The sequence below is a fragment of the Kitasatospora sp. NPDC034035 genome (assembly GCF_055575755.1).
In genome coordinates this window covers 163,251-188,990 of record NZ_JBVISA010000015.1, presented here as the reverse complement: position 1 = coordinate 188,990, position 25,740 = coordinate 163,251, and the positions used below count along the sequence as shown (strand labels likewise).

24 protein-coding genes are annotated in these 25,740 nt (G+C 74.5%); 2 read left to right on the top strand and 22 right to left on the bottom strand.

The window, feature by feature from the left end:
* From ACZ52J_RS22580 to ACZ52J_RS22540, 9 genes are all read right to left on the bottom strand, one after another.
* Complete coding sequence (locus tag ACZ52J_RS22580; protein ID WP_465621131.1) at positions 1-648, bottom strand: Asp23/Gls24 family envelope stress response protein; 648 nt, start codon at positions 646-648, stop codon at positions 1-3.
* Positions 645-1,325 carry a DUF6286 domain-containing protein gene (locus ACZ52J_RS22575; protein ID WP_465621129.1) on the bottom strand — a complete coding sequence of 227 codons (681 nt, stop codon included), beginning with the start codon at positions 1,323-1,325 and terminating at the stop codon, positions 645-647. Before ACZ52J_RS22575 ends, ACZ52J_RS22580 begins: the two co-directional genes overlap by 4 nt.
* Complete coding sequence (locus ACZ52J_RS22570) at positions 1,322-1,669, bottom strand: hypothetical protein (RefSeq protein WP_360499652.1); 348 nt, start codon at positions 1,667-1,669, stop codon at positions 1,322-1,324. Before ACZ52J_RS22570 ends, ACZ52J_RS22575 begins: the two co-directional genes overlap by 4 nt.
* Positions 1,669-1,860 (bottom strand): hypothetical protein, encoded by a 192-nt coding sequence (locus ACZ52J_RS22565; RefSeq protein ID WP_360499650.1) that lies wholly within the window; start codon positions 1,858-1,860, stop codon positions 1,669-1,671. The genes ACZ52J_RS22570 and ACZ52J_RS22565 overlap by 1 nt, the downstream gene beginning before the upstream one ends.
* A 73-nt stretch (positions 1,861-1,933) precedes the next feature.
* Complete coding sequence (locus ACZ52J_RS22560) at positions 1,934-2,446, bottom strand: Asp23/Gls24 family envelope stress response protein (RefSeq protein ID WP_360499648.1); 513 nt, start codon at positions 2,444-2,446, stop codon at positions 1,934-1,936.
* Between the two features lie 202 nt (positions 2,447-2,648).
* Positions 2,649-3,455 (bottom strand): enoyl-CoA hydratase/isomerase family protein, encoded by an 807-nt coding sequence (locus ACZ52J_RS22555; protein ID WP_465621127.1) that lies wholly within the window; start codon positions 3,453-3,455, stop codon positions 2,649-2,651.
* Positions 3,456-3,706: 251 nt separating this feature from the next.
* Positions 3,707-3,940: a helix-turn-helix domain-containing protein gene (locus tag ACZ52J_RS22550; RefSeq protein WP_030059940.1), complete on the bottom strand. Its 234-nt coding sequence runs from the start codon at positions 3,938-3,940 to the stop codon at positions 3,707-3,709.
* 327 nt (positions 3,941-4,267) lie between these two features.
* Positions 4,268-5,866 (bottom strand): ABC-F family ATP-binding cassette domain-containing protein, encoded by a 1,599-nt coding sequence (locus ACZ52J_RS22545; protein WP_360499645.1) that lies wholly within the window; start codon positions 5,864-5,866, stop codon positions 4,268-4,270.
* Positions 5,867-6,070: 204 nt separating this feature from the next.
* Positions 6,071-7,156: a hypothetical protein gene (locus tag ACZ52J_RS22540; RefSeq protein ID WP_465621125.1), complete on the bottom strand. Its 1,086-nt coding sequence runs from the start codon at positions 7,154-7,156 to the stop codon at positions 6,071-6,073.
* A 366-nt stretch (positions 7,157-7,522) separates the two neighbouring features.
* On the opposite strand from ACZ52J_RS22540, the gene ACZ52J_RS22535 reads away from it, so the two are divergent.
* A complete protein-coding gene (locus ACZ52J_RS22535) occupies positions 7,523-8,743 on the top strand; it encodes a glycoside hydrolase family 26 protein (RefSeq protein WP_465621123.1) in 1,221 nt (406 codons plus the stop codon).
* A gap of 4 nt (positions 8,744-8,747) precedes the next feature.
* Here the strand turns inward: ACZ52J_RS22535 and ACZ52J_RS22530 are convergent, their stop codons facing one another.
* From ACZ52J_RS22530 to ACZ52J_RS22490, 9 genes are all read right to left on the bottom strand, one after another.
* Complete coding sequence (locus ACZ52J_RS22530; RefSeq protein ID WP_465621122.1) at positions 8,748-9,908, bottom strand: GNAT family N-acetyltransferase; 1,161 nt, start codon at positions 9,906-9,908, stop codon at positions 8,748-8,750.
* Positions 9,905-10,846 carry a Wzz/FepE/Etk N-terminal domain-containing protein gene (locus ACZ52J_RS22525; RefSeq protein ID WP_465621121.1) on the bottom strand — a complete coding sequence of 314 codons (942 nt, stop codon included), beginning with the start codon at positions 10,844-10,846 and terminating at the stop codon, positions 9,905-9,907. The genes ACZ52J_RS22530 and ACZ52J_RS22525 overlap by 4 nt, the downstream gene beginning before the upstream one ends.
* A gap of 49 nt (positions 10,847-10,895) precedes the next feature.
* On the bottom strand, positions 10,896-12,011 hold the full coding sequence (locus ACZ52J_RS22520) for a glycosyltransferase (RefSeq protein WP_465621120.1): 1,116 nt from the start codon (positions 12,009-12,011) through the stop codon (positions 10,896-10,898).
* Complete coding sequence (locus tag ACZ52J_RS22515) at positions 12,008-12,898, bottom strand: polysaccharide deacetylase family protein (RefSeq protein ID WP_465621118.1); 891 nt, start codon at positions 12,896-12,898, stop codon at positions 12,008-12,010. The genes ACZ52J_RS22520 and ACZ52J_RS22515 overlap by 4 nt, the downstream gene beginning before the upstream one ends.
* Complete coding sequence (locus ACZ52J_RS22510) at positions 12,888-14,660, bottom strand: lipid II flippase MurJ (RefSeq protein ID WP_465621116.1); 1,773 nt, start codon at positions 14,658-14,660, stop codon at positions 12,888-12,890. The genes ACZ52J_RS22515 and ACZ52J_RS22510 overlap by 11 nt, the downstream gene beginning before the upstream one ends.
* A complete protein-coding gene (locus tag ACZ52J_RS22505; RefSeq protein WP_465621114.1) occupies positions 14,657-16,021 on the bottom strand; it encodes an O-antigen ligase family protein in 1,365 nt (454 codons plus the stop codon). The genes ACZ52J_RS22510 and ACZ52J_RS22505 overlap by 4 nt, the downstream gene beginning before the upstream one ends.
* Positions 16,022-16,026: 5 nt before the next feature.
* The gene (locus ACZ52J_RS22500; protein ID WP_465621112.1) at positions 16,027-17,550 is read right to left on the bottom strand and encodes an exopolysaccharide biosynthesis polyprenyl glycosylphosphotransferase; all 1,524 of its coding nucleotides are present in this window, start codon (positions 17,548-17,550) and stop codon (positions 16,027-16,029) included.
* A 394-nt stretch (positions 17,551-17,944) separates the two neighbouring features.
* Positions 17,945-19,099, bottom strand: a complete 1,155-nt coding sequence (locus ACZ52J_RS22495) for a glycosyltransferase (RefSeq protein ID WP_465621110.1) — start codon at positions 19,097-19,099, stop codon at positions 17,945-17,947.
* Positions 19,100-19,329: 230 nt separating this feature from the next.
* Positions 19,330-19,770, bottom strand: a complete 441-nt coding sequence (locus ACZ52J_RS22490; RefSeq protein WP_465621108.1) for an SRPBCC family protein — start codon at positions 19,768-19,770, stop codon at positions 19,330-19,332.
* Positions 19,771-19,861: 91 nt separating this feature from the next.
* Between ACZ52J_RS22490 and ACZ52J_RS22485 the strand changes: the two genes are divergently transcribed.
* Entirely contained in the window at positions 19,862-20,761 is a 900-nt protein-coding gene (locus ACZ52J_RS22485) for a HipA family kinase (protein ID WP_465621106.1), read from the top strand.
* 53 nt (positions 20,762-20,814) lie between these two features.
* Here the strand turns inward: ACZ52J_RS22485 and ACZ52J_RS22480 are convergent, their stop codons facing one another.
* The 4 genes from ACZ52J_RS22480 to ACZ52J_RS22465 all read right to left on the bottom strand — a co-directional run bounded on the left by ACZ52J_RS22480 (position 20,815) and on the right by ACZ52J_RS22465 (position 25,680).
* The gene (locus ACZ52J_RS22480; protein ID WP_360499619.1) at positions 20,815-21,162 is read right to left on the bottom strand and encodes a hypothetical protein; all 348 of its coding nucleotides are present in this window, start codon (positions 21,160-21,162) and stop codon (positions 20,815-20,817) included.
* 158 nt (positions 21,163-21,320) lie between these two features.
* Complete coding sequence (locus ACZ52J_RS22475) at positions 21,321-22,811, bottom strand: S8 family peptidase (RefSeq protein WP_360499617.1); 1,491 nt, start codon at positions 22,809-22,811, stop codon at positions 21,321-21,323.
* Between the two features lie 283 nt (positions 22,812-23,094).
* On the bottom strand, positions 23,095-24,213 hold the full coding sequence (locus tag ACZ52J_RS22470; RefSeq protein ID WP_465621103.1) for an amidohydrolase family protein: 1,119 nt from the start codon (positions 24,211-24,213) through the stop codon (positions 23,095-23,097).
* 3 nt (positions 24,214-24,216) lie between these two features.
* Positions 24,217-25,680, bottom strand: coding sequence for a type I glutamate--ammonia ligase (locus tag ACZ52J_RS22465; protein WP_465621101.1), 1,464 nt, complete (start codon positions 25,678-25,680; stop codon positions 24,217-24,219).
* Positions 25,681-25,740: the final 60 nt, after the last annotated feature.

The window sequence follows — 25,740 nt, the reverse complement described above, 5'->3', positions numbered from 1 at the left end:
TCACTCCACCCTCGACTGCCTCCGCCGCCGCCGAGTCCGCCGGTGCCGCGGCTCGGCGGGGGCGGCCTGCAACACCCGGATCCGCAGGTCCGCGGGCAGCTCCGGCAGCCCGAGGCTGCGGCACGCATCGGCCCGGGGCCCGTCCTCGAAGTGCTCCACCAGCGCGGCCGGGTCCCCTCCCGGCGTCAACCGCACCGCCCCGCGCAACCGCGGGTGTCCGGGCGCCCGGACCAGCCGGACCCCCGCCCGCTCGACCTCGGGCAGCACCGCCGTCCCGGTCTCCAGCGCCTCCTCCAACGCCCGTGCGCCGACCCGCAGTCGAAGCCCGCTCACCCCCGGCGTGGGCACCGCGATGCTCGACAGCCCGGTGCGCCGCAGCTGCGCCACCAGCCACCACACCATGCCCACCAGCAGCACGGCCAGCCCGCCGATCACCGTCGGCCACCACCACGTCGAGGACACCCACCGCCCGCGCGTCCGCGCGCTCACCACCGGCTGGTCCGGTGACGTCAGCGGCCACGACTCCGGCGGATGCACGCCCAACCGCCGGTACAGGTCGAGCCCGCCCGCCAGCACCAGCACCCCCACACCCAGCAGCACCACCCCCACCGCGCCCAGCAGCACCCGGTTGACGATCACCCGCCTCATCCGGCCACCCCCGGTCCCGCCCCTGCCTCCGCCGCCGGGCCCTCCGCCGCAGCGCCGTCCGACTCCGGGCCCTTCCCCGCGTCCCCACCCGCCCGGCGCCCACCCGCCGTCCGCACGTCCAAGCGCAACGGCCGCGCCAACCCCACCCGATCCAACTCCTCCCGCAACTGCCGCTGCACCGACGCCGGATCGGCCGGCCCGGCCAGCGAGACCCGGACCCCCCGCCGCCCGACCCGGATCCGCAGGTGGTCGATCCCGGCCAATGCCGCCGCCCGGTCCGCCAGCAGGTGCCCGATCCCGGCCCGGTCGACGGCCGCAGAGGTGCCCCCGTACGGCCGCAGTACCAGCCACCGCCGCAGCCCGGGCGCGATCGCCAACCACAGCAGCCACCCGCCCAGCAGCGCCGCCGCCCCGGCTCCCACCAGCACCCACAGGTCGTCGAGGTGCCGAGTCGCCAGCTCGTCCACGATCTGCGCCCGCCACCTGCGGGCCGGCTGTCCGGCCCGGACCGCGATCACGTCGTACAGCAGCGCCCCCGCGACCACCAGCACGGCCGTCGCCACCAGCGCGGCAGCCACCGTCCGCGGCGCCCGCAGCCTTCGCACCCTCCCCGAGCCCGCTCCGTCGGCCACCCCGTCGGCCGACCCCTCGACGGCCTCGGTCCTCAGGTCGCTCATGAGGTTCCCCCCGGCACCAGCTTCTCGACCACGATCACCACGTCCGACACGCTGGTCCCGGTCAGCCCCACCACCCGCGCGGCGATCGCCTCCCGCATCGCCACGGCCAACCCCGCCACATCCGCAGGGAAGGGCAGCTCGACCTCGACCCGGACCGTCACCGTGCTCCCGGGCACCGCCACCGAGACGCGCGGCGGCGCCCCCTTCACCCGCCCGGCGGGCCACGCGCCGGCCAGCACCTCCCGGGCCGCCCGGGCCGCGATCCGGGCGTAGACCCGGTCGGCGACCCGCAGCCGCCCCCGCCGCCCCGAGAACGGGACCGGGCCGGAGGCAGAGGCCGCCATCAGCGGCGCCGGTCGCGGCCGCGGAGCAGGTCCCCGAGCTCGCCCAGCTCGATGTCGCCCTCCAGCAGCCGCCCGACCACGAAGCCGACCAGCCCGAGCGCACCCACCAGCAGGAACGCCGCGAACCCCCCGAAGTACCCGGCGAAGCCGAGGGCCATGCCCACCACCAGGCCGACGATGGCCAGGTTCATCCGCTACTCCCTCGTTCCGCGCTGCCTCGTTCGGCCGTGCCTCGTGCTTCGCTGCCTCGTTCGGCCGTGCCCGCTACTTGAGCTTGGGGCGCTGCCCCGGCGCCGACGCCGGCTCCTCTTCCTCCTCGTACTCCGGTTCGTCCGGGAGGTGGACGTCGTTGACCGCGATGTTGACCTCGACGACCTCGAGGCCGGTCATCCGCTCGACCGCGTTGATGATGTTCTCCCGTACCTGGCGGGCGAGTTCGGGAATGACGACGCCGTACTCGACCACCAGGGCGATGTCGATGGCGGTCTGCCGCTCGCCGACCTCGGCCTTGATGCCCCGCCCGACGCTCGGCCTGCCGCCGGGCACCCGGTCCCGCATCGCACCGAACGTACGGGCGAGCCCGGAGCCCAGCGCGTGGATCCCGGGGACCTCCCGGGCGGCCATCCCGGCGATCTTCTCCACCACGCCGACGGCCAGCGCCGTACGGCCGCGCTCCTCGACCGGCTTCGCTCCGCCGGAGGCGCCCGGCGGCGGGCCGGGGGTCGGGGCGCCGCCGGCGTTCTTGTGCAGGGTCGCGGGCGTCGGAGTGTCAGGCATGGGCATATCTCCCGTCGTACGGCTCCAGCTATATCGCAAACCTCCCCAACTCTGGCATTTCGCCACGTTCCGCGCCCGCCGAAGGGAACCCGCCCGACCCCGCGACGGACCCCGCGACGGACCCGGGAAGCGCCGAAGGCCCGCCCCGGACATCCTTGGGGGCAGGCCTTCGATCAGAGACGGGCGGTCGAACGATGCGAGGTCAGTCGCCGATCCCGGCGAGCTCCCGCAGCCGACGGGCCTGCGCCACCCGTTCGGCCGAGCGCTGCTCCTCGAAGGAGCGCCCGGCGGCGCCCTGCAGCAGGGCCTTGGTCTCGATCACCGCGCCGCGCGGAGCCGCCAGCAGGGCCGCCGCGAGGTCACGGGCGGCGGCGTCCAGTTCCGCGCCCGATACGGCCAGGTTGGCCAGCCCGATCGCGGCGGCCTCCTCGGCGCCGACCCAGCGGCCGGTCGCGCAGATCTCCAGCGCGCGGGCGTAGCCGACGAGTTCGGTGAGCGGCTTGGTGCCGGCCAGGTCCGGGACGAGGCCGAGTGCGGTCTCCTTCATCGCGAACTGGACGTCCTCCGCGACCACCCGCAGGTCGCAGCCGAGGGCCAGCTGGAAGCCCGCTCCGACGGCGTGGCCCTGGACGACGGCGATGGAGATCAGGTCGGGGCGGCGCCACCAGGTGAAGGCCTCCTGGTACGAGGCGATGGTGTCGTCCAGTTCCTTGTCGCTGGCCGCGGCGAGCTGCAGGAAGTTGGGCTCGCCCGGGATGCCCTCGGCGGTGAACATCGCCCGGTCCAGCCCGGCCGAGAAGGAGACGCCCTCGGCGCGCAGCAGGACGACCCGGACGCTGCCGGGCAGGTCACGGCCGGCGTCGGTGAGCGCGCGCCAGAGGGCGGGCGACTGCGCGTTGCGCCGCTTGGGCTGACAGAGGGTGACGACGGCGAGTTCGCCTTCGATCTCCAGGCGGACGCCGTCCCGCTCCCAGCTCGGGGCCTGCGGGTCGGTGGCGGGGGCGGTCATGCGGGGACCTCCGGTGGCGGGGGATGTGGCTACCGGAGAGTAACAAAACTGGACGCGCGAGGGCAGGGGGCCCGGCCCGGAAAGATCGACCGGGCCCGCAGGAAAGGAGGACGGGGGCGGACGGCGCCCCGGACATGACGATCGGCGGCCGGTCCACACGACCCGAGGGCACACGTCCAGCTGTCGGTCAGCTGCCGTCTCCTCAGTCGGCGCCCTGCCGCCGCGTCATCCAGCCAATAGCTGACGAACCGTCAGGAACCGGCCCCGGCAGTCGCCTTGTTCTTGCCCCGCGTGGCACCGCCGCGGCCCCGGAGGATCACTCCGGACTCGCTCAGCATCCGGTGCACGAAGCCGTACGAACGACCGGTCTCCTCCGCGAGAGCGCGAATGCTCGCCCCGGAGTCGTACTTCTTCTTGAGATCGGCCGCGAGCTTCTCACGCGCGGCACCGGTCACCCGGCTGCCCTTTTTCAGAGTCTCGGCCACCCGTGCCTCCTCGTAGCGTTGCTCGGTCAGATTCCCATGATCACCCATCCACCGCGTCCTGGCCACCCATTCGACAAGGTCGATGCCGGAAATGCGTGGTCCTGCGGTGGTGATCCGAGCGCATCAGGGCGCTCACGCAGAGTGCACGCCCCCGGGCGGTTACCGCCATTCGCCGTGAAAGGGCTGATCAGCAGCGTCGGCCCGACCACGATCGAGTGGCGGGCCGACGGGAAGTCCTTAAACGGAATCCGGGTCTACTTCATTCCCGGACACGCCGTAAGGACTAGTTTTTCTGGTCCGAAAAGCGGATGCCGCGTCTACTTCCGGTCAGGCCAGCGAGACCAGATCGGCGTAGGACGGGTTCCAGAGGTCCTCCACGCCGTCCGGCAGCAGGATGATCCGCTCCGGCTGGAGCGCGTCGACCGCGCCCTCGTCGTGGGTGACCAGCACGACAGCGCCGGAGAACTCGCGCAGCGCGCCCAGGATCTCCTCACGGCTGGCCGGGTCGAGGTTGTTGGTGGGCTCGTCGAGCAGCAGCACGTTGGCGGAGGAGACCACCAGGCTGGCCAGCGCCAGACGGGTCTTCTCACCACCGGAGAGCACCCCGGCCGGCTTGTCGACGTCGTCGCCGGAGAACAGGAACGAGCCGAGGATCTTGCGGATCTGCACCAGGTCGGTGTCGGGCGCCGAGGAGCGCATGTTCTCCAGCACCGTGCGGTCCGGGTCCAGGGTCTCGTGCTCCTGGGCGTAGTAGCCGATCTTCAGGCCGTGGCCCGGGATCACCTCGCCGGTGTCCGGCTGCTCCACCCCGGCCAGCATCCGCAGCAGGGTGGTCTTGCCGGCGCCGTTGAAGCCCAGCACGACGACCCGGGAGCCCCGGTCGATCGCCAGGTCGACGTCGGTGAAGATCTCCAGCGAGCCGTAGGACTTGGACAGACCGCTGGCGGTCAGCGGCGTCTTGCCGCAGGGGGCCGGGTCGGGGAAGCGCAGCTTGGCGACCTTGTCGTTCATCCGGACCTGCTCCAGGCCGGACAGCAGCTTGTCGGCGCGGCGGGCCATGTTCTGCGCGGCGACCGTCTTGGTGGCCTTGGCGCGCATCTTGTCGGCCTGCGCGTTGAGGGTCGCGGCCTTCTTCTCGGCGTTCGCCCGCTCGCGCTTGCGGCGCTTCTCGTCGTCCTCGCGCTGCTGCTGGTACTGCTTCCAGCCCATGTTGTAGACGTCGATCGCGGAGCGGTTGGCGTCCAGGTAGAAGACCTTGTTGACGACCGTCTCGACCAGGTCGACATCGTGCGAGATGACGATGAAGCCACCCTTGTAGGTCTTCAGGAAGTCCCGCAGCCAGACGATCGAGTCGGCGTCCAGGTGGTTGGTGGGCTCGTCGAGCAGCAGCACGTCGGAGTCCGAGAAGAGGATCCGGGCCAGCTCGACGCGGCGGCGCTGACCACCGGAGAGGGTGTGCAGCGGCTGGGCCAGGATCCGGTCCGGCAGGCCCAGCGCGGCGGCGATGGTGGCGGCCTCGGCCTCGGCGGCGTACCCGCCCTTGGTGAGGAACTCGGTCTCCAGCCGGGCGTACTTCTTCATCGCGTTGTCCCGGGTGGCGCCCTTTCCGTTCGCCATCCGCTCCTCGTTCTCGCGCATCTTCTTCAGCACGGTGTCGAGACCGCGGGCGGACAGGATGCGGTCCTTGGCGAGGACGTCGAGGTCGCCGGTGCGCGGGTCCTGCGGGAGGTAGCCGACCTCGCCCGAACGGGTGACGGTCCCGGCGGCGGGCATACCCTCGCCGGCCAGCACCTTGGTGAGCGTGGTCTTGCCGGCGCCGTTGCGCCCGACCAGGCCGATCCGGTCGCCCGGGGCGACCTTGAAGCTCGCGGACTCGATCAGGATCCGGGCACCGGCGCGCAGCTCGAGGGCGTTGGCGGAAATCATGGCTGGGAACTACTCCTGGGACGTGGGCGGGCGGCCGGGCGGGGACCCGGGGCCGGGCGAGCGGAAAGGGGCTTTCATCGGCGGTCGGCGCAGCACACTGGGCGCCGCCGCCCGCTATTGCCCGGAGGAGATAGCCATGACGGCAAGTCTACCGGGCCGCACGAAACGCCCCGGGGGGACTACCGCCCCGGGGTACCCGCCGGCTTACGGCTGCTGCGCGGCCGGCTGGTCACCCGCCGGAGCGGAGGGGCCCGGGGTGTCGGTCGCGGCCGGGGCATCGGTCGCGGCGGGAGTGTCCGGAGCGGCCGGGGCGTCGGTCGCGGCCGGGGCCACCGGGGCCGTGGGAGCCGCCGGGGCGTCCGCGGCCGGGGCCGCCGACGGGTCGACGCAGTTGCCCTGCGGCCGGACGGCGGCGAAGGGTACGTCGAGGGTGCCGCAGGCCGTCTCGGGCGCGGCCGCCTTGGTGTCGAAGACCTTGGGCGGCATGACCGGGCCGTCGGTGATCTCCACCCGGCTGGCGTCCAGCACCTTGACCGTCGCGGCCGGGCCGGTGCTCATCGCCCAGCCGTTGCTGTCCAGCCGGTAGCCGGTGATGGCGCCCGAGACGGCCTGCCCGCTGCTGTTGGTGCAGGTGCGCGGGATGAGTACGGCGTAGTCGGTGTGCACGGCGCGCAGCGGGTCGAAGGCGCAGCCGTTGGCCGGCTTGTCGTTGTAGCGCAGGTCACCGTCGGCGTCGCGCAGACCCATCGTCAGGTTCGGGGTCATCAGGGCCAGCCAGGGCGAGCCGTTCCGCTGGACGGGGTGCAGCGCGGCCGCGGCCCGCTGCTTGGCGAGCTGCTTGCGCTGGGCGTCGGTCCGCTTGTCGGCGCCGGGCTCGCCGTCGCCGCGCAGCCAGTCCGCCAGGCCCGGCACCGCGCGGTGCCAGCGCACCTCGTGGTCGCCCGGGCGCACCGAGGTGACGATGCCGTCGTCCCAGACCACGATCGCGTTGTCCCCGGCCATCGCCAGGTAGAGCGCCTCGGCGCCCTCGCGGCGGTAGGACCAGGCCTGCTCGCCGGTCTGCTTGTGGAAGGCCTCCAGGCCCGGGCCCACCCGCAGGTCCAGGTCGGCCGCGCTGAGCGACTCGGAGTTCACCGGCGTCGCCTCCGCGTCGCCCGGCCCCGCCACCCGGTCGCCGAACGGCACCGGCTTGTTCGCGTGGGCCGCCGCGCCGGCCGCAAGGACCAGCATCACCGCCAGGGCAGGCAGGATCGAGCGGGGGGTCAGTACACGCAGCGGCTTCCGGGACACGGCCGGAGCGTACCTTTCGCCGGGCACGCGAGTCAGCCCGGTTCCGGGCCCCGCCCGTACCGCGAACCGCGCGCCCGGCCGCGCGCGCCCCGCCCGCACGCCCACCCGCCCACCTGCGTCGTCGGCTCCCCGGCCGCTCCGCGGGGCGGGGCGGGCCGGGCCGCGGGGCCCGGTCGGACCGTTACAGATCTGATACACGGCGGCCGGTCGGCGGCCATTGCGGCAGACGGCGTTCGAATATCGCCCACTTTAGGGTGACATTCGGCTTTTCTGTCCTCCGGCGGCCCTACTGTCGGCGAGCGGGGCGCCACGGTCCGTCCACGCCGAGACCGGGCGCCCCTCCCACGCGACGTCGGAGGAGAGACCATGCGAATCGGCCGCCTGACGCTGGCCGCCGCCGCCCTGCTGCTGATGGCCACGGTCGGCGTCCCGGCCGGGACTCCGCTCAGCCAGACCGAACGGCGCGCCCTCTCCTCGGACGCCTTCGACCCGCGCGGCGCCGCCCCCCGCCCGCCCGCCCAGCGGCCGAAGCACGAGCCGCCGTTCGGCGCCTTCGTCGGCTCCTGGGACAACTACATCCCGCAGATCGGCCGGTACGCCCAGTGGCTGGGCGACGCGAACCTGCAGGTCGGCCACACCTACCTGGCCGGCAACGGCTGGGCCGACATCGACGGTGACCCGGTGGTGCTCGGCATGTGGTCGCAGTGGCGGCTGGCCGACCCGTCCCGGCTGCTCGTGCTCGGTGTGCCGATGCTGGTGCCCAACGAGGAGAACGTGCCGGACGGCGAGGTGGCGAAGCTGCTCGCCCAGGGCGCGCGCGGGGACTACGACGCGCACTTCCTCAAGCTCGCCCGACGGCTGGTCGCGCTGGGTGGCGCGGACACCGTGCTCACCGTCGGCTGGGAGATGAACGGCACCACCTACACCCACCGCTGCAAGCCCGACCCGTCCGCGTGGAAGGCCTACTGGCGGCGGATCGTCGGAGTGATGCGCTCGGTGCCCGGGCAGCGGTTCCGCTTCGACTTCGCCCCGAACCGGGGCCCGGACGCCATCCCGTGGACCAAGTGCTACCCCGGCGACGACGTGGTCGACATCATCGGCATGGACAGCTACGACCAGCCCGCCGGGGGCACCTTCGACGACTACGTGCGCGAGCCGTACGGCCTGCAGGACCAGGTGGAGTTCGCCGCCAAGCGCGGCAAGCCCGTCTCGTACCCGGAGTGGGGGCTGTTCCGCAACGGCGACAATCCCGAGTTCGTCCAGCGGATGGTCGACTGGATCCGTACCCACGACACCGCTTACCAGACCGTCACCGACTACTGCCCGCACGGCTTCTTCCAGTGCGGCAGCAACCCGCGCTCGGCGGCGCGGTTCAAGCAGCTGATGTCCGGGTCGAAGGGGGCGCCGGCCGTGGTGCCGACGGCGCCCCCGGCGCCCACCGCTCCGGCGGTGCCGACCGTACCCGCGGTGCCGAGCATTCCGGCGCTGCCGACCGCGACCGTCCGGCCGAGCGCGACCGCGACCGCGACGCCGCCGACGGGCCCGGCCGCGAGCCCGTCGGCCGGTCCGACGCCCACCCGGCGTTGAACGGTCAGCTGCGGCGGCGGGCCAGCAGCGCCTCCTTGAGCCTGGGGAAGCGGGTGCGCAGCTGGTGCGACGCCGCCTGCCGGGCGCGCACCGCCCCGGCCCGGACGAGCGCCGCCGGCGCCGGCCCCGACGGGCCCAGCAGCAGCCGCTGGTTGGGCAGCCGGTCCGGGCGCCAGCGCTGCTTGTACGGCTCCTGGCCGCGCAGCAGGCCGAGCAGCGGGATGCCCGCGCCGACCGTCTCGTCCAGTGCCGCGCCGAACAGCAGCCCGGCGATGTCCAGCCGCTCGCGCAGCATCGGGTGCGCGCCGTACAGGTACAGCCCGCCGAAGGAGGGGCAGAGCAGCAGCAGGTTCACCGCGACCACCTGGCCGTCCAGGTGGAACTGGTGGACGGCGGCCCTGCCGGTGGCGACCAGGCCGGTGGTGGACTCGGTCAGGTGCCGGGCGAACCGCTCGGTGCGGTGCTCCGGGGTCACACCGCGTACCTGCCACTGCAGGAAGTGCAGCCGCAGCAACTCCTCCAGCGCCTCCGCCACCTCGGCCGGCGGCGTCGAACGGACCTGCACCCCGGCCTCGGCGATCTTGCGCAGCTTCACCCGGCTGCGCTGGGCGGTCTTGCCGGGCAGCCGCTTGAGCAGCCGCTCCATCGGGACGGCCGGCAAGTACTGGCAGAGCGAGTCCTCGAAGCGGCGGCGGTCGCCGCGCCAGTGCGCGTACACCCGCTGCACCGCCGCCTCGGGGTGGACCTCGCGCAGCTCCAGCCAGTGCCACGGTCGGGTGAGCGGGAGCGCGGCGGCGAACTCGGCGGCGGCCCGGTCGGCGCACTCGTCGTCGAGCAGGACGTCGGTGTAGTCGGCCAGCCCGGCGCCCAGGCCGGTCAGGCCGCCGAAGGGGCCGCCGCGACGCCGGAAGGCGCCCGCGCCGACCAGCAGGCCGTCCCGGCGGACCAGCACCACGACCAGGCCGCCCGGGCGGCCGTAGTGGCGCCACCAGGAGCGCTGCCAGGCGGCGGCCTGGAAGAAGGTGGCGGTCCGGCAGCGGGCGGCCAGGTCGTCCCACTCCTCGGCGAGAGTGTCCAGGGCGTCGTCCTCGCAGCGCAGCTCGGTGGTCCAGGACGACGCCGCCGACCGGGCCGTCCGGCCTGCGCTGCGGGTCTCGGTGCTCATCGGCCGCTCCCGGCCGCGCTCTTCTCCTTGGCCGCCGACTTCTCCTTCGCCGTCGGCTTCTCCGTGGCCGGGGGCTCCTCCGCCGCTTCGGGCTCGGCCTCGGCGGCGGCGGCCTTCGCGGTGTCAGCCTTCCGGGTGTCGCTCCTCACGGCGTCGCTCTTCGCGGTGGCGGCCTTCACGGCGTCGGCCTTCGCGGTGCTGCCCTTCGCGGTGCTGCCCTTCACGGCGCTGCCCTTCACGGCGTGGGCCTTCGTGTCCGGCCCGGCCTTGGCAGGCTGGTCCTCGCTGCGCGGGCGCGGCGTCGTCGGGGCCTCGGCCGGTCCGGCGGCCGCAGGGGTCTGCGGGGTCCCGGTGCCCTCGGCGGCCTGCGGTGCCTCGGCCTCGCCCCGGCGGCGGGTCGTCATCGCCAGCGCGCCCAGCAGCAGTCCGGCCGCGCCGCCGACCGCGACGTCCAGCTTGGCGGAGGGTGTGGTCGGCGTGTCCGGCGCGGCGGCCGGGGCCAGCGTCACCAGCCGGACGTTGGTGTCCTTGCTGCTGGTGTTGGCGAAGGCGACCAGCGAGCGGGCCACCGCGTCGGCGGTCCGGGCGGCCTCCTGGGCGCGCGTCCCGGTGCCGGTGATCTCGATCATCGGGGCGTCCGGGGAGGTCGTCCCGTGCACCAGGGACTCCAGCTCGGCCCGGGTGTGGCCGGTCTCGGCGGCCGCCACCGCGAGCACCTGCGGCTGGCCCGCCAGCCGCCCGTACGCCTGGGCGAAGTTGGTCGCGGTCGCGGCCTCGCCGGGGTTCTGCGGGACCACGAGGACGTAGGCGTTGGCGGCGTACGAGGGGTGCGAGACGACGGCGTACCCGGCGCCGGCCGCGGCGCCCAACGGAACCGCGAGCGCCACCGGCCACCAGCGGCGGACCAGGCGGCGGGCGCTTCGGCGCGGTGTGGTCATGGGTGTGGCTCCTTGGGTATGGGACGGCGGTTCCGGCGGTGGCGGGCGGTCAAGCGCGGGCCAGCCGGTCGTAGAGGGCGCCCAGGTCGGCGGCGACCCGGGCGATGTCGTAGTGGCCGACGGCCGGCGGGTACGGCAGCGGGTCGGCGGTGTGCTCGCTCAGGTGCCGCAGGTCGCGCAGGGCACCGGCGTAGGCGGCGGGCTCGGACGGGATCCGGCGAGCCTGCGGGGCGGCGCTGGGCGGCAGTTCGTCGAGCGCCGGGCAGGCGCTGTGCCGCACCGGCAGCCCGGCCGCGAGGCCCTCCAGGACGCCGAGGCCGAAGGTCTCCGCGGTGGAGGGCGCGGCCAGCACGTCCAGGGCGGCCAGCAGCTCGGGCACGTCGTCGCGCTCGCCGGTGAGCACCAGCCGCTCCCGGACGCCGAGTGCGGCGGCCCGGCGCTCCAGCGCGGCGCGCTCCGGACCCTCGCCGACCAGCACCAGCCGGGTCGCCGGGTCGAGTTCGGCGAGTGCCTCGACCAGGACCTCGAAGCGCTTGCCGGGGACCAGCCGGCCCACCCCGCCGATCACCCAACTCCCCTCCGGCAGGCCGAGTTCGGCCCGCAGCCGACGGCGGGTGACGGCCCGGTCGACGGGTGGGAGGCGGTAGCGGCCGGTGTCGATGCCGTTGGGGATCAGCTCGATCCGGGCCGGCGGCACGCCCCAGGAGCGCAGCGTCTGGGCGACCTGCCGGGAGACCGCGACGGTGGTGCAGCCGAGCCGCTCGGCCGCCAGGTAGAGGCCCTTGACGCCCCGGGTGACCGGGCGGCCCTCGATCACCCCGGCGTGCAGCGAGTGCTCGGTGGAGACCACCGCGCGCACCCCGGCCAGCCGCGCGGCCAGCCGGCCGTACAGCTGTGCCCGGTAGAGGTGGGTGTGCACCAGGTCGTAGCGGCCGGCCCGGACCAGCCGGACCAGCCGGGGCAGCGCGCCGAGGTCCCGGTTGCCGCGCATGCCGAGGTGGTGGACGGTCACGCCGTCGGCGCGCAGGGCGGCCGCGACCGCGCCCGGGTTGGTCAGGGCGAGCACCTCGCACTGTTGGTGCGCGGGCAAGTGCCGGAGCAGCAGGTGGAGTTGGCGCTCCGCTCCGCCGGAGGCGAGCCCGGTGACGATGTGCAGCACCCTCACGGCCGACGCTCCGTGACCGCCCGCTCGCCTCCGGGGCGCTCGGGGCGCGCCCTGCGCGCGCGGCGCAGCTCGGTGAGGGCGTCGCGCAGTCGGTGCCGGCCCTTCTTGGCGCGCAGCCGCCAGGCGCCGTCGCGGTCGCCGACGTAGCAGCGGGGCAGGGCGAATCGGCCGGTGAGCGGGGAGTGCGCGATGGCGCAGGCGTAGTCGTACCCGGCGTCGCGGATGGCCAGGGTGGCGGGCAGGTCGACGGCGCCGTACGGGTAGCAGAAGCCGGTGACCGGGCCGCCGACGACCTCCTCCAGCAGGCGCCGGCTCTCCCGGGCCTGCACCGCGAGGGCCTCGGCCGGCAGGCCGGGCAGCGCCTGGTGGCCGAGGCCGTGCGAGCCGATCTCCCAGCCGGCGGCCGCGAGTTCGGTGACCTCCGGGACGGTGAGCAGCTTCTTGCGCGGGCCCTCGGTGTCCCAGTTGTTGTCGCGGCCGAGCAGGTCGGCGACCACGTACGCGGTGGCGGTGAAGCCGTAGGCCTGGAGGATCGGTACGGCGTACCGGGCGAAGTCCGCGTAGCCGTCGTCGAAGGTGAGGCCGACCAGCTTGTCGTCCCGGCCGAGGGCGCGGGCCCGCATCAGCTCGCGGACCGAGACACCCCGCCGGCCGCGCCGGTGCAGCCAGGCGATCTGCTCGGCGAACCGCTCGGGGCTGACGGTGAGCCGGTAGGGGTCCTCCTTCTCGACCGCCACCGAGTGGTACATCAGGATCCACGGTGAGGCGGGGCCGGGAATCGGCGGTTCACCGACCGGGTGACGGCTCCTGGGCAGTCGCGCCCGGTGCGGCGAGGCGTTGCTGACGCCCGCCTGGGCCGAACGAACGGTGCCCCGTTCATTGTCCATGGGGACGCTTCCCTTCTTCGGCGACGGTGGCGACGGTGTGCGGGTTCAGGGCCCGGGCGGCGGCGAGGACCGGACCGCGCACCTCGTGGGCACCGAGACCGGCGCCCAGGGCGGCGAAGGCCAGCGCCACGGTGAGGCCCCCGAGGAGGGTCGAGAGCAGGGGGTCGGCGGCCAGTCCGGCGGCGGCGGTGCCGAGCACGGTGGCCCCGGCGGCGGCGGCCACCAGCCGGCCGTGGCCGCCGAGGACCCGGCGCAGCCGTAGCGGGATGCCGCGCAGCACCAGGCCGCGCAGCAGCAGCGCGGCGGTGGTGGTGATGCCGGCCGCGTTGCCGGCGGCGAGTCCCAGGGCGCCGAAGGTGGGCGTGGCGAGCAGGCCGGTGGCGACGGTGACGCCGAGGCCGAGCACCATCGCGGCGGCCGGGAACCAGTCCAGCAGCCGGCGGCGGCCGTCCTCGGTGCCGGGGTCGTCGGCCCGGCGGACCACCGGGCGCAGCGAGAAGTACGGCCGGATCATCACGCCGATCAGCGCCTGGGCGGGCAGGCCGAAGCTGTACACCCGGATGACGTCGGCGGTGGCGGCGGTGTCGCGGGGGCCGAAGGCGCCGCGCTCGAACAGCAGCGCGACGACGGAGGGGGCGCAGGCCATCAGGAAGGCGGTGCCGAGCAGGACGACGGCCGCCGCCTGGCCGAGGTCCTTCTCCACCCGGTCGCGGGCGCCGGCGAGGTCTCCGGCGGCGAGCGCCCGGGCGACCAGCGGGAAGGTGACGGTGCAGATCAGGATGCCCGCCGTCATCGCGAGTTGGGAGACCTTGGCGGCGTAGTTGAGGTGCGAGATGGTGCCGGGCGGCAGCGCCGAGCCGAGGTAGCGCTCGACGAAGACCTGCGACTGGCGGGTCAGGGTGAAGGCGCCCACCGGCAGCAGCGCGAGCGGCATCAGCACCAGCGCCTTGCGCGAACGGCGGGCGCGGCCGGCGCCGCTGCCGCCGCCTGTACCGGTGCCGGTGCTGCTGTCGGGGTGGCCCTGGCGCAGCCCGCGCAGGAACGGGCCGACCAGCAGGCCGGCCATCAGCAGGCTGCCGGCCGCGACGCCGAGGGCGGCGGAGCGCACCCCGAGGGAGGCGTGGAAGCCGAGCAGGACGGCCAGGATGCCGAGGTTGTAGACGACGTAGATGCCGGCCGGGGCGGTGAAGCGGTGGTGCGCGCGCAGCGCGGCGGCCAGGTAGCCGGCCACGCCGAAGGGCAGCACGGTGATCGCGGTGATCCGGGTGCAGGTGACGGCCAGGCCGGGGTCGGGCAGGCCGGGGGCGAGCAGCTCGACCAGCTGCGGGGCACCGAGGGCGGCGGCCAGGGCGAGGCAGCTGAGCGCGAGCAGCAGCCAGGGCAGGGTGGCGCGGGCCAGTTGGCGGACCGGGTCGGGGGCGTCCGGGTCCTCCTCGCGCAGCACCAGGGCGAGCGCGAAGGCGGGCACCATGAGGAAGGACATGGCGTCCTCGATCAGCAGCGGCGCGGCCGTCTCGGGGACGGTCCAGGCGACCAGGAAGGCGTCGGTGCCCTGGTTGGCGCCGAAGTAGCGGGCCAGCAGGAGGTCACGCAGCAGGCCGAGGCCGGAGCCGGCGGCGCTGAGCACGGCGGTGATGCCGAAGGCCTTGGCGAGGAAGCCGCGCCGGGGCACCGGGTCGGGTGCGGGGGCCGGCTGCTCGGCGGGCGCGCTGCGCGGGGCCGGCAGGGCGGAGGCCAGGGCGGCCGGCCGGTCGGTGGTCACAGGTCCGCCTCCCCGGCGGCGGCGCGGGCGGCGAGGCCGAGGACGACGGAGGTCAGCACGGTGGTGGTGCCGCCGATGTCGGCGTACAGGTAGTCGACCAGCACCCAGGTCAGCAGGGCGAGCGCCGCGAGGCCGAAGCCCCGGGAGCGGCGCAGGCAGCCGAGCAGGAGGGCGAGGAAGAGCGCCGCGTAGGCGGAGATGCCGATCAGGCCCTGCTCGCTGAGGACCAGGAAGTACATGTTGTGCGGGGAGAGCAGCGGCTCGCGCTGGAAGCCGATGGTGGGGTCGGCGGCGTCGCTGCCGGAGGACAGCCGCAGCGGGGCGTGGCTGTCGCGCAGTTGCTGGAAGGCCTTGGGCCCGGCGCCGTGGACGGGGTGGTCCTGCCAGATCCGCCCGGCGGTGGCCCACAGGTCGTAGCGGTCGGAGACGGACTGGTCGGGGGCGGCGGAGACGGAGCCGATCGAGCTGATCCGCTTGGTGACGCCGGAACCGCCGAGGCCGAGGCCGCCGACCAGGACGACCGCGGCGGCCAGACCGAGGACGGCGCTGCGGACGGCCAGCCGGGCGTCGGCGCGCAGCAGCAGCACGGTGGCGGCGACGCCGGTGGCGATCCAGCTGCCGCGGCTGAACGAGACGGCGAGCGGGAAGGTGAGGAAGGCGGCGGCGGCGAACATCGACCGCCGCAGCCGGGCGTCGCCACGAGGCCCCCGTGTGGCGCCTTCCCCACTCGCTTCCGGTCGCTCGAGCGCGACCTTCGGCTCGCGGGCCCCGAGCGCCAGGGCCAGGGCGGCGAGCAGGCCGAAGCTGACCACCGTGGACATCGCCATGACGTCCAGCGCGCCGAAGGTGCCGACGGCCCGGATCGGCTCGCCGGTGTAGGAGGCGCCGGTGTGGGTGAGGTACTGCTTCGCGCCGACCACGCCCTGGATCAGCCCGGCGAGCACGAAGGAGCCGAGGACCAGGCGCTGGTCGGTGCGGTCGCGCAGCGAGCAGAGCACCGCGGCGGGCACCAGCACGAAGACCTGGACCAGCCGGACGAAGCCGGTGACGCTGGTGGCCGGGTCGATCGAGCCGACGGTGGCGACGGCGGCGGCGACCACGATCCCGCCGAACAGCGCGCAGGTGGTCCGGCCGACGGCGGGCAGCCGCCCGCGCAGCAGGTTCAGCGCGGTGAGGGCGACCAGCGCCAGCGAGGCGAGGTCGGCGGCGGTGACGTGGACGGCGGCGGTGACGTCCTTCTCGCCGGTCGGCACGCAGACCAGCAGGACGGTGGCCGCGGCGAGCAGGCTGGGCCGGTCCGCGAGCGCGGGCAGCGCCCTCCGTAAGGCGGGGCGCGGGACGGCGGGAAGGGTCAGGGCCACGCGGGTCAGCTCCCGTCCGGGTGGAGCATCAGGGCCGCGGTGCGGCACAGGATCTTGACGTCCTGCCAGAGGCTCCAGCTCTCGATGTAGCGGTTGTCGAACCGGGCCCGGTCCTCGATGGAGGTGTCTCCACGCAGGCCGTTGACCTGGGCCAGGCCGGTGAGGCCGACCGGGACGCGGTGGCGGTCGGCGTACTCGGGGTAGGCCTGGCCGAACCGCATGACGAAGTACGGGCGTTCGGGGCGCGGGCCGACCAGGCTCATGTCGCCGCGCAGGACGTTCCACAGCTGCGGCAGCTCGTCCAGCGAGCTCTTGCGCAGCAGTCGGCCGACGGCGCCCATCCGGTGGTCCTGCGAGATGTTCCAGCGGGTCGCCGACTCGTGCTCGTTGCTCGGGCGCAGGGTGCGGAACTTGAGGACGGTGAAGACCCGGCCGTCCAGCCCGGTGCGCTGCTGGCGGAAGAGCACGCCGGGGCCGGTGTCGAAGCGGACGGCGAGGGCGCAGAGCGCCAGGACGGGGGCGAGCAGCAGCAGGCCGAACGCGGCGGCGGTGATGTCCAGGGCGCGCTTGCCGGCCCAGCCGGGGCGGCGCATCGCCGGGCGGCCGACCCGCAGGCAGGGGAAGCCCCACAGGTGGTCGCTGCCGGCGATCGGGGCGGTGGGCAGCGAGCCGAACTCGCGCAGCGCGGGCACCAGCCAGACCTGGCAGCCGAGCCGGGTGGCCTCCCGCAGGGCGGCGGCGGTCTCGGCCTCGTCACCGGCGCCGGCGGTGGCGATCACGTGCTGGATCCGGTGCCGGCGCACCTCGCGCTCCAGCACTTCGCGGCCGCCGAGAACGGGCAGGTCGGTGTCGCCGGCGAGCAGCGGCGGGTCGGCGTCCAGGAAGCCGACCGGGCGCATCCCGTACTCGCCGTGCTCGCCGAGGGCGGCGGCGATCCGGCGGCCGAGCCCGCCGGCGCCGAGCACCAGGGCGGGGCTGGGGCGGCTGCGGCGGATCCGCCGGACCAGGCGGTAGAGGACGGCGCGGCCGACGGTCGCGACCAGCAGCTGGGCGCCGAGCAGGACGGTGAGGCGGGCCGGGTCGGCCGGGCCGTAGTCGGGCCAGTGGCCGCTCAGGCAGCCGGACAGGGTGACGGCGAAGGCGGCGGCGACCACCGCCCGGGCGGCCAGGACGGGCAGTTCGTCCAGGACGGACAGGGTGAGCCGGGCCCGGTAGAGGCCGCCGGCCAGGTTGAGCAGGAGCAGCAGGGGCAGGACCGCGGGGACGCCGAGCAGGGGGTCGAGCGGGGCGGACGGGTCGACGGCCCGGTTGGCGATGCCGGTGGCGGAGAACAGCGCGATGGTGTCGGCCTGGACCAGGGCGAGCGGCAGGGCCAGCCGGTTGCGGACCGCCCCACGGTGCCGGCGCTGCGCCGGGACCGTCCGACTGTGTGCCGATCCCGCCGGGCGGTCGAGGAGCCCGGTGCCCGGCCGGCGTGGGCCGGCCAGGGGCAGGCCCGATCGCGGCACACTGTCGTGGTCAATGGTCATCAGCGCACGATCTCCCCTGCTGTGTGCCCGGGGTGACGGTGCCCCGACACCGGTTGGCCCGGGGCGGCCATCCCGGCCCGGTGGGCGCGGTCCTGACAGCACCTGCTGCCACTGGCGGCTTTCGGATCTCCCGCGGCGGGGCCGATCGCAATGGGGCCGGTCGCACTGGACTCGGTCGCGAGGGGCTCAGCCGTGAATTCCCGGTATGAAATCTGAACGAAGCAGGCAAAATCCGACAATACCGAACCAGGGTCTACGGGCCGTAAGTTGACTTGCCGTTTCATTCCAGCCGCCCATTGATAGGTATTCCAGATTTGACGCCTCGTCCCATATCCGGTTGAGGGTGCGAATACGACAGCGCCGGAACGGCGGGCATTCACGGCATGTGAAACGATCAGATCCGCTCTGGGACACGGGCCCGGCGCCGCCGCGCCGACGGTCCGGCGCCCAGCAGATGGCGGTAGAGGACGTCCACCTGTTCGACCACGGTGCGCACGTCGTGCCGCACCACCACGTGGTCGCGCAGCCGCGCGCCGCGTCGCTCGCATTCGATCGGATCGGACAGCGCCTCCGCCATTCGGGTGGCGAGGGCGGACGCGTCCTCCGGCGGGACCACCGCGTGCTCCCGCTCCGCCGGCGGCAGGCACTCCCTCGCCCCCGGCACATCGGTCAGCAGCACCGGACGGGCCGCCGCCATCGCCTCCAGCGGGGCCAGCGCCATCCCCTCCCAGCGCGAGGGCAGCACCACCAGATCGGCCGCCGCCAGCCACGGACGCGGGTCCGCCACGTCCCCGACCAGCCGGACCCGGGCCGGCTCGACGCTATCCCGGACCAGCTCCGCCACCCGCTGCTCCTCCGGCCCGCCGCCGACCAGCGCCAGACGGGCCTGCGGCACCCGGCGCAACACCTCCGGCCAGGCCGCCAGCAGCACGTCCTGGCCCTTCTGCCGGCACAGCCGCCCGACGCAGACCGCGAGCGGGGCGTCCAGGTCCAGGCCGAGCGCGATCCGGGCGGCCCGGCGGTCGGCGGGCGCGTAGTGCCGGACGTCCACCCCGTTGGGCACCACCGCCCAGTCGGCGTGCACCCCGGCCGCCACGCCGTCGGCCCGCTCCTGGACGCTGACGCAGAGCAGCCGGTGCGCCCACCGGGTGGCGAAGCGCTCCCAGCGCAGGGTCGCGGCGGCCAGCGCGCCGTCCACGGCGGCGAAGGACCAGGCGTGCGGCTGGAAGACGGTCGGGACGGCGCCGCGCACCGCCAGCCGGCCGGCCAGCCCGGCCTTGGCGCTGTGCAGGTGGACCACGTCGGGCGCGGCCGCCCGGACGATCCGGCGCAGCCGCCAGGCCTCGGCGGCGGCACCCGGGCCCGGCGAGCGCCCGGCGGACCAGTCCTGGACCAGCGCGCCCACCGCGGCGGCCTCCTCGGCCAGCCGTCCGCCGCGCGGACAGGCGACCAGCACCCGGTGGCCGGCCTCGCGCTGCCCCCGGACCAGGTCGGCGACGACGCGGGCGACCCCGCCGTCCACCGGTTGCGAAATGTGAAGGATCGTCATATGCACGGCGGCGAGCCTAGGATGGCTCGCCCGTGCCGGGCGGCCCTCGTCACCCGGAGGTGGCGGTTCGGCCACCCGTACGGCTTTCGGCTCGCACGGGTGGCCGAGCCGCTCGAATTCCCGCGCGATTCAAGCGCGTTGAAGGATCAACCCGCTCGAATCGCGCCGGTCAGCATACCGGGCCGCGTCGCCGGCGGACCTCGGTGGAGCTCAGCGGACCTCGGTGGAGCTCAGCGGACCTCGGCGGCCAGGTTGGCCAGCACCTGGTCGTGGATGCGGTTCAGGCCCTTCGGGGCGAAGGTGCGCTCGAAGAATCCGCCGATGCCGGTCGCGCCCTGCCAGGTGGCGGTCACGGTGACCTTGGAGCGGCCCTCGCCGGCGGCGGAGACGGTCCAGGTGATCACCATGCTGGAGTTGGCGTCCTTCTCCACCAGCTGGTCCGGCGTCGGCGCCGAGACGGTGAAGAGGCAGTCGCGCACGCGCTTCTCGGTGGCCTGCAGCCTCCAGTGCACCTGGGTGCCGGCGCCGGTGCCGCCGACCCGGACCTCGTACTCGCTGTACTGCGCGGGCAGCAGCTTCGGGCGGGTCACCTGGTAGTCGGCCAGCGCCTCGTACACCCGCTCGGGGGCGGCATCGTAGTCCCGCTCGGTGGTGGCCTGCACCTGTCCCATGACCTTGCTCTCCTCGTGTGGGGGGTAGCGCTCTCACCGGCAAGCCAATCACAGGGTCACGCCCGTGACGCCTCGGGATAGGGTGACCGGTGTGCTCGATCTGGTGACTGCAGTGCGCTACGTCGACCCGCTGCGGGCCGGCGGCTCCGTTCCCGGCGTGGTGGAGACCGACGACCTGGGAACGTACGTGGTCAAGTTCACCGGGGCCGCGCAGGGCCGCAAGGCGCTGATCGCCGAGGTGATCGTCGGCGAGCTGGCCCGGCGGCTGGGCCTGCGGGTGCCGGAGCTGCGGCTGGTGGACTTCGACCCGGCCGTCGCCGCCGACGAGCCGGACACCGAGATCCAGGACATGCTCAAGGCCAGCGCGGGCCTCAACCTCGGGATGGACCTGCTGCCCGGGGCGCGGGACTTCCGGCCGGGGATGATCACGGTGGACTCCGTCGAGGCCGGCCGGGTGGTCTGGCTGGACGCGCTCACCGGCAACGTCGACCGCACCGTGCACAACCCCAACCTGGTGGTCTGGCACGGGCGGCTCTGGCTGATCGACAACGGCGCCGCGCTGATCTTCCACCACCGCTGGGCGGGCGCCGAGGCCTCGGTCGGCAAGCGCTACGACCTCAGCGCGCACGCGCTCGGCGGCTCGGCCCCGGACGTCCGGCTGGCCGACGAGGAGCTCGGCCCGCTGGTCACCGTGCCGCTGCTGGAGGAGGTGCTGGCGCTGGTCCCGGACGAGTGGCTGGCCGACGAGCCCGGCTTCGACTCGGCGGACGCCGTCCGGCACGCGTACGTCACCCATCTGGCCGCCCGGGTGGTGCTCGCCGGGGAGTGGCTGTCGGAGGGCTTCGCCACGCCCGAGCAGCTGCGCGAGGCCGAACGGCGGCGGGCGGCCCGGACCCGGGCCGGGCGCCCGGCCTGGCTGCGGGAGGTGCCGGACCTGCACGGCAAGCCGTCGGTGGAGACGGTCTGGGAGCACCACGTCGACGAGGGCTGACCGGGAGTCGGCCGAGTGTCAGCCGCAGGGTCGACCGAAGGTCGGCCACAGGGTCAGCCGAGCGCGGGGCGGATCCAGCCGAAGTACTCGACGGCGGTGCCGAGCAGCAGGCCGAAGCTGACCGCGGGGAACGCGACGTCCCTGGGCAGCCCCTGCAGCCGGACGATCAGGAACGCCACGCCCAGACCGATCAGCGGGCCGGCGGTGAGCAGCAGGGCGAGGAGCAGCACCGCGGGCGCCGAAGCGCCGGCGGCCAGGCCCATCACCGCGACCACCAGGCCGCCGGTCGCGAGGGTGGCGAGCATCGGGGCGGCGAGCAGCAGTTGACCCACGCCCAGGGCCAGCGCGAGCCGGTTCCGCTTGCCGGGAAGGGCCTGCCGGCCGGTGAGGCTCTGCGCCATGCCGCTCAACTCCTGTGGTGGCTCCGGTGGGTACGGCTCCATCCTGGGCGGCGGGCGCGGCGGCGGCCTGAGTACGGGTACTCAAACGCGACCGGGGAGCGGGGCCCACGTGGCCCCGCTCCCCGGCTCAGCGATCAGGTGTGGTCGCGGTCAGCGCCTCAGCGCCACCACTGGACCGCCTTCTCGGCGTTGATGATGCCCGCGCCGTAGAAGCCGTTGTCGTCCGCGCCGCCCTCGCAGGTGGCCTTCCACTGGCCGGCGCCGCCCGGGTTGACCTCGCCGGTCGGGCACGGGTGGGACTCGGCCTGGCTGGTCAGCATCTCGGTCAGCTCGTCCGGGCTGGCCCACGGGAAGGTGCTGGCGAGCAGGGCGAGCACACCGGTGGTGTGCGGGGAGGCCATCGAGGTGCCCTGCATGTAGCCGTACTTGCCACCGGGGAGGGTGGACAGGATGCGGCCGTCCTTGTCCGGGGTGTTCGGCAGCTGGTAGCGCTTGTCGCCACCCGGCGCGGCGACGGTCACGACGCCCTTGCCGTAGCTGGAGTAGTAGGCCTTGTCACCGTTGACGCCCACGGAGGAGACGGCGATGACGCCCGGCAGCTCGGTCGGCAGCGACAGGCAGTCGTTGGTGACCGGGCGGGTGCCGGGGGTGGTGTCGTCCGGGCTCGAGACGTCGGTGGTCTTGTGGGCCAGGTCGATGTTCTCGTTGCCCGCCGCGGCGACGTTCAGGACGCCCTTGCGCTGCGAGAACGCGACGGCCTTGCGGACGGCGGCGGTGATGGCCGCCTGGTCCTTGTCGTTGGGGCAGTTGAACATCCACGGGTCGACGTAGTAGCTGTTGTTCGTCACCTTGAACTGGTGCTCACCAGCCCACACGAAGCCGCAGATCGCGTACTCGGGGTAGATGAAGCCGCCGTCGTCGACGACCTTCACGGCGGCGAGCTTGACGTTCGGAGCGATGCCGACGATGCCCTTGCCGTTCTTGGCGGCGGCGATGGTGCCGGCCACGTGGGTGCCGTGGTCACCGTCGGGGCCCGGCTGCCAGGCCTTCCAGTCGGTGTTCGGCTTGCCGCCGTCGATGCAGGAGACCGACTGGGACGCGTCCACGTTGGCGGCCAGGTCCTCGTGCGTGGCGTCGATGCCGGAGTCCAGCACGCCGACGGTGACGTTGCGGCTGCCGAGCGAGATCTTGTGCGCCTTGTCGACGCCGATCTGACGCATGTCCCACTGGTTGGCCTCGTACGGCTCCTGGCCGGCGGCGGCGGTGCCGGTGGGCTCGGCGGCGACCTCGGCCTTGCCCTGGTCGGCGGCGGTGATGCCCTTGGTGCGGCTGGCACCGACGGAGTCGACGCCCTTGGCCAGGCGCAGCTTCTCGGCGAACTTGGTGTCGGTCGAGCGGGCGATCACGACGCCGATCTGCTCGTACGAGTAGACCACGGAGCCGCCGAGGCTCTTGACGGCCTGCTCGACCTTCTGCACCTGACCGTGGTTGGCCTTGGTGTTGACGACGTAGCTGAGCAGCGGACCGGTCGTCGAGTCGGCCGAGGGAGCCGCGACGGCGGTGCCGGCCGGGAGCGCGAGGGCGCCGGCGGTGGCGAGCACGAGGCCCACTGCCGCGTACCGGGTCCGGCTGATCCGAGGAACTCTCATTGGGGTTGGCCCTCCCGAGTCGTCATGCGGCAGCTGCGGTTGGCAGGTGCACTGGCAATGACCGGGACGTTAATGAATATTCGCTGATAAGCGCAAGAGACAGTCATCTAATCGTCACATCTCGATCAACAACGGGGGCCGGAAGTCCGCAGGTCAACAAGGGCAACAGGTTCAAGATTGTTAAAAAGTGATGGTTCGCCGACGTGCGACCCCACGCTTCGGAAGGCTCGCGGCCGACCGGATCGCGCCGCCGCGGCACAGCTGCGGAGCAGCTAGGATGCCGTTACAACCCGTACAGCCGACGGGCGTTGTCGGCGGCGATCAGGCGCGCCAGCCGTCGCGCGTCAGCCGCGGAACACGCACCATCGGCCTGCCAGCGATCCAGCAACCCACCCAGTCCGTGCCGGAACTGGCAGGTGCCCACCAGGAAAAGTTCGGGCAGCCCGTAGGCGTCGGTGGAGAACAGCAATTTGCCGAATGGCGCCAGTTCCAGCATCTCGCCCAGCACGGCCGCCACCCGCGGGCCGGTGTAGGAGGCGGTCAGCCCGAGGTCGGTGAAGACCGTCGGGAAGGCCTGGGCCAGCCAGGCGGCCTGGCGGTGGTACGGGTAGCAGTGCAGCAGCACCAGCGGGACGCCGCTGGGCTCGGCGGCGCGCACGAAGTCCGTCAGCAGGGACGGGTCGGCCCGGTGCAGGGTGAGGTCCGGATCGCCGAAGCCGGTGTGGAGTTGGAGCGGCAGGCCGAGTTCGGCGCAGACGTCCACGGCCGTCCAGAGCAGGTGGTGCAGCAGGACCGGGTCGGTCAGCCGGTCCTGCCCGCCGCGCAGCCGGGCGCCGGCCGCGGCCACCACGGCCGGCCCGGCAGGGCGTTCGGCCGGGGCGGCCAGGCCGTGCCGGTAGGCGAGCACCGACTTCACGGCGACGGCCCCGTCGGCCGCGGCCGCCAACGCCTCGGCGACGGCCCGCGGCCAGTCCTCGGCACCGGCCGTGACGGACTCGGCGACCGACTCCAGCCGGATCACCTCACGCACCGACGCCCCGGCGGCCTCGGCCAGTTCGCCCAGCGGCAGCAGCGGCAGGCCCGCAGCGGCGGTCAGCCCGGTGTCCACCAGGCAGGTGTCCAGCCCGGCCGCGCCGAGCAGCCGTCCGGTCGCCTCGGCGGCGCCCAACTCGCGCCGCCGGGCCAGGTAGTCGGCGGCCGGGGCGTGCGCCGGCAGGCCTAGCGCGGGCGGGCACCAGCGCCGCACGGCGAGGCCGAGCGCGCTGTCGAAGGGCGAGCAGCCGGGCGCGGGCGGGCGGTCGGACTCGGTGAGCAGCCCGGCCAGGGCGTCGTCGGCGAGGTCGGCCACCACCACGCTGTGGCAGTGGTGGTCGACCAGCGCGGGCGGCTCCGGCCGGGCCACCGGTCAGTACCGCCAGCGGGCGGCCGCGGCCACCTCCTCGGGTGTGGCGGCGGCGTACTGCTCGCTCTCCGCGCGGCGCACCGCCAGCACCGCCTGGTACAGCGGCTCGCCGAGCGCCTCGCGCAGCACCGCCGAGCGCTCGTACGCGGCCAGCGCCTCCGCCGGGCTCTCCGGCAGCCGGGGCACCGTGCCGGGCTCGGCGGCCGCCGGGTCTCCGGTGAACTCCGGCGGGAGCGCCCGGCGTTGGTCCAGCCCGGCGAGGCCGGTCGCGATCACCGCGCCGACCGCGAGGTACGGGTTGGCGCTCGCGTCGAAGCACTTGACCTCGGCGTTGGCGGCGGCGGCCCGCTCCCCGGTGGAGCCGGTCACCAGGCGCAGCGCGGCCTCGCGGTTCTCCAGGCCCCAGCACTGGTAGGCGCCCGCCCAGTGCGAGGGCACCAGCCGCAGGTACCCGGCCGGGCTGGAGCAGCCCAGCACCAGCAGTTCGGGCAGCGCGTCGAGCACCCCGGCGAGGAAGCCCTCGGCCTCGGCGGTCAGTCCGTGCGGCCCGGGGCCGCCGTGGCCGAGGTTGCGCTCCTCCCGCCAGAGGCTGAGGTGCAGGTGGCCGCCGTTGCCGACCGCGCCCGCCTCGACCACCGGCGCGAAGGAGACCCGCAGGCCGTGCCTGGCGGAGACGGCGCGGATGGTGTGCCGGACCAGGACGGAGGTGTCCGCGGCGCCGACCGGGCCCTCGGGGGCGACCGAGACCTCGAACTGGCCCGGGGAGTACTCGGGGTGTATCTGCAGCACGTTCAGCCCCTGCTCGCCGAGGGCGCGCAGGACGTCCCGCAGGTAGTCGGAGAGGTCGGTGAGCCGGTGCATCCCGTACGCGGGGCCGTGCGTCGGGTACCGCGGCTCCTCCTGTGGGGAGCCGGCGAGGGCGACCACCCACTCGACCTCGATGCCGGCCTTGATGCCCAGCCCGCGCGCGGCCGCCGCGGCCTCCGCCCGGCGGGCGAACAGTCGCTGGCAGCCGGGGTGCGGGGCGCCGGCCTGGGTGTACCTGTCCCCCGGGGCCCAGGCCCAGCCGGGCTGGGCGGCCAGCGGGACGACCCGCTCCAGGTCGGGGTAGAGCCTGAGGTCCCCGGTGGGGCCGCCGATGATCGGGCTGGTGGTGATCGCGTCGTCGGCGAGGAACACGTCGAAGCACGGCGCGGTGCCGACGCCCCACTGCGCGGCGTGCGTCAGGGCGCCGAGCGGCACCGCCTTGACCCGGGTGATGCCCGCGTTGTCCACCCAGGTGACGGCCACCGCCTCCACGGCGGCGGTGCGCAGCCGGTCGGTGGCCGCCTCGGCGCGCTCGGCCCGCTCGGCGCGCGGGGGCAGCGCGACGGCGGCCGCCCCGGCGGCGCCGAGCGGCCCGGCGGCCCCGGACGGCTGGGCGGGACCGGGCGCGGTGGGGCCGGCGGTGGCGGTTCCGATGGTCATGTCCCCATGCTGCCCCGCCGGTCGGGCTTCCGTAACTCCCCTATCGGGTGGTCCAAACGG